Genomic DNA, 6,109 nt, shown 5'->3' on the forward strand with positions numbered 1-6,109 from the left:
CGGCGGCATAGCAAGCCACTGAAGCAGTTTAAGGGTGATTCCTCCACACACCCCTGTGACGACCCCTTTCCAAAACCAATCAGGCATCTGCAGCGCTGCTTGATGTGACAAACATTACTCGTAGCAGCGTTCTACCTGCTGAGATGCTTCTGATTCTTGATGTGCTTTGTTAAGTCTCTTCGTCTCAGTTCTTCGAATACACTCCTTCGAATTCATGAACGAAGCTTGAATTGATGTTGTGATTGGCAAAATCTGTTGTTATAGGAATTCTGTTGTGAATCATCTTTTTGAGATAAGCATATAGGTTGCTGATGCGGCGGCAACTGCTGAGCTGGTGTATGCGAGGGCTTCAAGGACGAGGGATTCACGTATCACACCTTTCTGATCGATCAATCTCGGGCTTGCCTCTAATCCAATCCATGCTGCGACGGTGAAGCCAGCTGTAAAGGCGCAGATAGTACGGATCATGAGTTCTTCTTGATTGCTTTAGCGATGCCTTGTGCTGAGTTCCTCCAGAGTTCTCTCAGCATGGATCCGCTACGAGCCGTTGCCAAAAGACTATTGCCTATGGGGACCCATAGATGATCACGCTCAAGGAAAGGACGCCCAAATCCACCAGATGCCCTCTCTTGTCATCCCAAGGCCAATCAAGCCCATGAAGATGGAAAGCCCCTGATCACAGTCTTGGCTTGCTCCAGCTTCTGAGCATCAGGCTTCTCACCAAACTTTGCCCGATCACCCAGCCACTCCTCTCTCAGGCGTTGTCCCTAGGCTGATTTCTTGCGTTGCTCGGATTGCGAGCAACGTTGGGATCGTTCGCTGATCGTGTTGCGCTTGGAGGATCTTGCGCAGGTTGAAGTTCAGGCTCTGAATGGAGTTTTGGAAAACCAGAAGACATCAGGATGCATCGTTGTGGTGTTGATAGTCATTGAGATCATTAGTGGCTTATGGACAACACACAGAAGCAAGCTTGATCGCCCTGCTTTTTACTTTTAGAAGGATGGCATTGGGCGAATGCCCAAAGAAGAATGAGCTGTGATTAGACAATGAACAGCTCGATGGCGTCGAGCGTATCGGATTGTGCTTTCGCTTCCTTCGCAAACTTACGAACGAATGATTTGGGCGCGTTAAAATCATTCTGATGAGTACTTGAAGGGGCTAGCTCAAAGATCATTTGATTCTGCTTATAGCTCCTCAGCTATCAGGAATTTATCTTGATTCGAGCTGATGCTGAGATTGCTGGTGAAGATAACGGCTTGGAAGATTTTGGGCTCTCTAGGCGTTCGCGGCCAGATGAATGGAATGGTCTTTGCTCCGATGATTGCGGCTTTAAATGTGTGCTTCAACCAAGCCATGCGTTAATGCAAAGACTGCTGCTTGTGTCCTGTCTCTGACTCCAAGTTTGTGAATGGCTGTGCTGACATGGCTTTTAACTGTTTCAGCGGAAACTAGCAATGTGTCGGCGATTTCAGTGTTCTTCATTCCGTAAATAATGCATTGAATAACCTCTAGCTCTCTTTCTGATAATGGCTCCACAAGAATTGGTGCTGGTTTGACTTTTGCTGTTGCTGCTTCAAGTACAGCCCTTGGATAGTAAATACCTCCTTTGTTGGTTGTTCTTAAGGCGTTAATGAAGTCACCGTCTCCTGTGCCGATGGAAGAGACGAACATCACTCCATCTGCTCCAGCCTCCATTGCTTCTTGAACCACCTCTGGGCTTTCACGTGATAAGAAAATGAGAGCTTTGAGGTCTGGGGATTTCCTTTTCGCTTTTTCTACCAGTCTGATCCCGTAGCCCCTTTCTAGATCTTCACTGGTAATCAAGAGGTCTGGATTGCTCTCCAGTTGTATCTGCAGTGCCTCGTCTTCCGTTGTAGTGCCACCTACCAAAGATTGCAGGATTGGCTCAGCAAGGGTGACTGCGGTGAGCGTAAGGCGGTTTTTAGAGCAAACCAAGATTCTTTTGTTTGCCAGCATCTGCTTGCAGGCATCAACTGCCTTCTTTAATGAGCCCTCAGATGGGTTAATCCTCAACTGTTTTTGTCTGTAAGTAGATGATTAATGGTACCTGCGCCTTGCCCTTCTGCCCATCATGATCATTGAATATTCATGCGTCGTCTGCTTCGTTTTTGTCTGCGACGAATACTTCTGTGATTATGGTTTGAGGAAATCTTGTATTCGTAAGGCTTTGATGGTGTTTTAGGAGCTTGAGGTTGTTGCGTTCAGGGTTGTTGGCGTTATTGATCAAATCGCCGAGGGGTGGTGCTTAATCGTAACTTTCTGCTGATTGCTCCTGCTCTTTCGATGTTTGGATTTTCTCTTGGCATGGGGGCTTGCTTCATTCAGTTGTGATCGATCCTTGTTGATCGTTGCAACTGTGCGTTGATGCAGTGATGTCTTGTTTGGCGAGCCTTTCGTTGAGTACGGGCAGGCTGCAGTTCTGGTTTTCTGGTTGTCAGGCGAGCTGTTCTGGGAATTCGACTGTGATTCCTCGGGGCCGTGAGCTTTGCGTCTGTCAGTGCGGTGATCTCTCCTTAATGCTCCTGTTTGAGATCACTCCAAAAAAAAAGCTGCTCCGGTCAGAGAGCAGCTCTGGACATGCGCCTAAGCTATCCAAACCAAGAGCATGAGCTGCAAACAGCATCTCGAAGCTCAGTGCAAGATGCCGTCAAATAAGCACTCTTTCGAAGTTCACTTGTTGGTTGATGGCGTCACCAATGATGGGTCTCATGTGACGGCTCGTTACCTTGCCCGCTTTGGCGATTGATTACTTTTTGTCAGTCAATGACTTGGACATTGCAGCTGCAAGAGCAACGCAACCAGCGACGATCAGATAGCCCATGAGATTTGTTTGAAGACCTGATCATCATTTGATTTGGAGGTGCCTGCTGACTGTCTCCGATGAGACCGAATCCTCAATCCATCAGTCTTGGATTGGCTGTTGTCTGGCTTAAGCAAGGCCTGGATAGTGATCGGCGATCGGATCATGGGTGAAAGACGCCGCCCACCCTCCTGAGTTTTTAAAAAAACGAATCACGCAATAGTTCGGGTCGACGCCCATGTCGAACCAGTGCCGGGTTCCAGCTGGAATTGCGATCCAATCATTGGCTTTGCAGATCACTTGAAGCACCTCATCCTTGATGTGAAGTGCAAAGAGCCCGCAACCCTCCACAAAAAAGCGCACTTCATCCTCTGCATGCTGGTGCTCTTGCAGGAATGTTTGGCGCAACGTTGAGCCGCTGAGCTGATCGCCCCCAACGCGCATCACATCCACAGTTTGGTAGCCCTCGTTTTTTTGGACGGATGCAATCAGCGATGCATAGGCCTCCAAAATCTGCTCTTGCATGGCTCCTGGCTCAAGCTCTGGCTTGCTGGGCCAACGCTGAAACTTGATGCCTCGCGTTTTGAGTTCTGCGCTGATCTGTACAGCGTTGCTGGTGCTGAGGAGTGCCTCTGGTGCTGCAGCAACGCCCGCGACTCGCGCTGCGTAAATCCTCAGCTCCGTCATCAGCGTGGCGTTGTTTGAACCTCACCTCTCTAGCCCTGATGAGTGTGTGCCGTGGGGCTTGCTCCACCAGACGCTGTCATTGTTGAACTGTTGGTCGTGGATCCTGTGCCTCATGCGCTGCAATTGATCGGAGTGGGCCCTGGTGATCCAGAGCTTCTCACCATTGCTGCTGTTCGCGCGATTGAAACCGCCGATGTAGTGGCCTATCCCGTCGCACGTGCCGATGCCGATGGAATGGCTTGGACCATTGCTTCTCGCTGGACGCGATCTAGTCAGCGGCGACTGCCTCTGGTTTTTCCGATGGTGGCGGAAGCTGAGCCACGGTTGAAGGCTTGGCGGCATGCTGCCGATTCGTTGGCGTTCGAGCTGCGCCGAGGTTTGTCGGTGGTTTTGCTCTGTGAAGGTGATGCTTCTCTGTTTGCTACGAGTAGTTATGTGCAGCTGGCGCTGCGCAAGCAGCACCCTGATCTCACGCTCAAGTTGATTCCAGGTATTCCGGCGGTTTGTGCCGCAGCCGCTGCGAGTGCAGAGCTGGCGATGGATTGGCCCCTTGCCTTGCAGCAAGACGGGGTGTTGATTCGTCCTTGCCCAGACCGTGAATCAGATCTGGAGCGATTGCTTGACTCAGCTGGGTCCAACTCCATGGTGTTGGCCTTGATCAAGTTGGGTCAGCGATGGCCATGGGTTCGGGCCTGCCTCGAGAGGCGTCAGCTGCTTGAGGGCTCCCTGTTCGCGCAACGGGTGGGGTGGCCTGATCAGGTCTTGGCACGTGCCAACGAGATTCCCGCTGAGTCGAGACCCTATTTTTCACTGCTTCTCATTCGGCAGACTTGGCCTGGGGTATTGCCTTGACAGAAAGCGCTTCGTTTCTCACGTCCTTGAATTGGCTCGGGTTGGTTCACCCCGTCTTGATGATTTTGTTTGTCTATCCGGTGGTGGGTGCCACGATTCGGTTGGGGATTTTGGCGCGCGAGCGGCGGCTGGATCTCAATCCGATTGCACCAACGGTTCCGGTGGAACATGCCGATCACGGGCGTTGGGTCACCGGGGGCATGGTCTTGGCGGTGTTGGTGGCGTTGTTTCACAACGCACTGGCTGGAGGGATGCAGTCTGATCAGATGCTGGGTTTTTTGCTGGCTGTAATTGGTGCTGCAGCGGCTTACGTGGCGTTGTTAGGTGCCAAAGGAGTCATCGCAAAGATGTTGTGGGCAGCAGCCTGTTGGTTCACCCTGATCCTGATTGCCTCACAGCCTGCCTTGCTCCAGTGGCGTCAGGCCTACCCAACAGCGGTTTGGCAGTCGCATCTTTGGGGTGGTTCAGCTCTCATCGCCCTCATGTTGGCTGCCGTGGTGATGCAGAAGCAGATTGCTGGTCGGCTCTGGATGCGACGGCTGCATGTGTCGATGAATGTTGTTGTTGCTTTGTTGCTAGCCACGCAGGCAATCACGGGGACGCGGGATCTTTTCATGCGCTGAGGTTTGGAGTGTGGGCGAGTGCTGCGGGATCAGGCTCGGGTTGAAGGGGCTGCTCTTTGGTGGTGCGATCAGTCGCCGGACTAGGGCCAGCAAGGCACGGCCTTCCTGAGGTGCCTGCCGATCAACCCAGCATCCCGGCCGGCAAAACAGCCAGCGGATCAGGGCATAGCGCTCTTGCCGCGGCAAGTGTCCCCAGTGGAGAAGGGCTTCTGTCTCTGTTGTGTGCATCAAGTTCACTGGTAAAGCCGGCAGCTCTTGGCACCAGCGCAGCCTGGAACTGGCAACCCATGGCAAGGGCGAACGGGAGTAGGTGATCCTGGCGCCGCTTTCGCTTAAGGCCGTAATGCGGCAGGGGTAACGGTGCCCCCCGTCGTCTTCGATCCAGGCTTCTGTTTTGAGCTTTTGCCACGGGGAGAGGTCCTGTGCGGCAGGGTCCCAGCAGGCACGAATCGCCACGATCAAACTGAGCAGATTGATCACGCCCCACACCAAGCCGACCGGACGGCCGGCGAGCACCTGAGCTGGCAGATCGCTGGCGTTGGAGAGCAGCCCGTAGAGGTTCACCAGATTGAACAGGACTAGGGCCAACAGTGGTAGCAGCAGCTCCGCGCTGTAGCTTCCGCGATCACGGCGCTGATGCTTGGGGGTCACTCGAAATCCACCGATGCGTCCAATCAGGTTGGCCAGCACGGTCACGGTGAGCGGAACGGTGAGCACCCAGCCAGTGAGTTCGCTCAAAAAAGCTGTTCGTGACCCACGGTTTAACCAGCCGAGGCTCAACACTTGCAAACTCCAAAGCGGGAGGAGCAAGGTCAATGCAGCTTGGCTGTTGAGCAAGATCGGGATGATGCCCAGAAGGCCGTAGCTGAGCGGCATCAGCATCAGCACCAGCCTTGGCACGTTGTTGAACCAATGCATCACGCCCTCGAGGTAAGCGATGCGTTGCCCAAGCGATAACCCTTGACGACGCAAGGGGCCGCTGCTGAGTCTGAGGCTTTGCAACGTGCCAGAGGCCCAGCGTTGGCGCTGGTGCACGAAATCAGCCATCGTTTCCGCTGCCAAGCCAGCGCTGAGCTTTTCCTGCAGATAAAGCAGTCGCCAGTGCTGACGGGTCAGGCTGATGCCG

Annotated in this window: 4 protein-coding genes and 1 pseudogene; 2 read left to right on the forward strand and 3 right to left on the reverse strand. The window is 53.1% G+C overall.

Annotated elements, in window-relative coordinates; all coding sequences use genetic code 11:
- Positions 1 to 1,329 precede the first annotated feature (1,329 nt).
- Together NCN04_RS06550 and NCN04_RS06555 are read right to left on the reverse strand one after the other, a co-directional pair.
- Positions 1,330 to 1,977: a response regulator transcription factor gene (locus NCN04_RS06550; RefSeq protein ID WP_250395560.1), complete on the reverse strand. Its 648-nt coding sequence runs from the start codon at positions 1,975 to 1,977 to the stop codon at positions 1,330 to 1,332.
- A 973-nt stretch (positions 1,978 to 2,950) separates the two neighbouring features.
- On the reverse strand, positions 2,951 to 3,508 hold the full coding sequence (locus NCN04_RS06555; RefSeq protein ID WP_250395561.1) for a 1,2-dihydroxy-3-keto-5-methylthiopentene dioxygenase: 558 nt from the start codon (positions 3,506 to 3,508) through the stop codon (positions 2,951 to 2,953).
- 105 nt (positions 3,509 to 3,613) lie between these two features.
- Between NCN04_RS06555 and NCN04_RS06560 the strand changes: the two genes are divergently transcribed.
- Together NCN04_RS06560 and NCN04_RS06565 are read left to right on the forward strand one after the other, a co-directional pair.
- Positions 3,614 to 4,360, forward strand: coding sequence for a precorrin-2 C(20)-methyltransferase (locus NCN04_RS06560; protein ID WP_250395562.1), 747 nt, complete (start codon positions 3,614 to 3,616; stop codon positions 4,358 to 4,360).
- Entirely contained in the window at positions 4,339 to 4,983 is a 645-nt protein-coding gene (locus tag NCN04_RS06565; RefSeq protein WP_071840706.1) for a DUF4079 domain-containing protein, read from the forward strand. The genes NCN04_RS06560 and NCN04_RS06565 overlap by 22 nt, the downstream gene beginning before the upstream one ends.
- On the opposite strand, the pseudogene NCN04_RS06570 reads toward NCN04_RS06565, so the two are convergent.
- Positions 4,936 to 6,109: pseudogene (locus tag NCN04_RS06570) on the reverse strand (glycosyl transferase); the annotation flags it as partial. The gene NCN04_RS06565 and the pseudogene NCN04_RS06570 sit on opposite strands and share 48 nt — an antisense overlap.

Origin of the sequence: Synechococcus sp. MU1655, assembly GCF_023630655.1 — a bacterium.
Classification (GTDB): Bacteria; Cyanobacteriota; Cyanobacteriia; order PCC-6307; family Cyanobiaceae; genus Synechococcus_C.

Excerpts from the sequence above, each read along its gene's own strand:
- NCN04_RS06550 (WP_250395560.1), bottom strand. The coding sequence starts at position 1,977 with ATGCTGGCAAACAAAAGAATCTTGGTTTGCTCTAAAAACCGCCTTACG.
- NCN04_RS06555 (WP_250395561.1), bottom strand. The coding sequence starts at position 3,508 with ATGACGGAGCTGAGGATTTACGCAGCGCGAGTCGCGGGCGTTGCTGCA.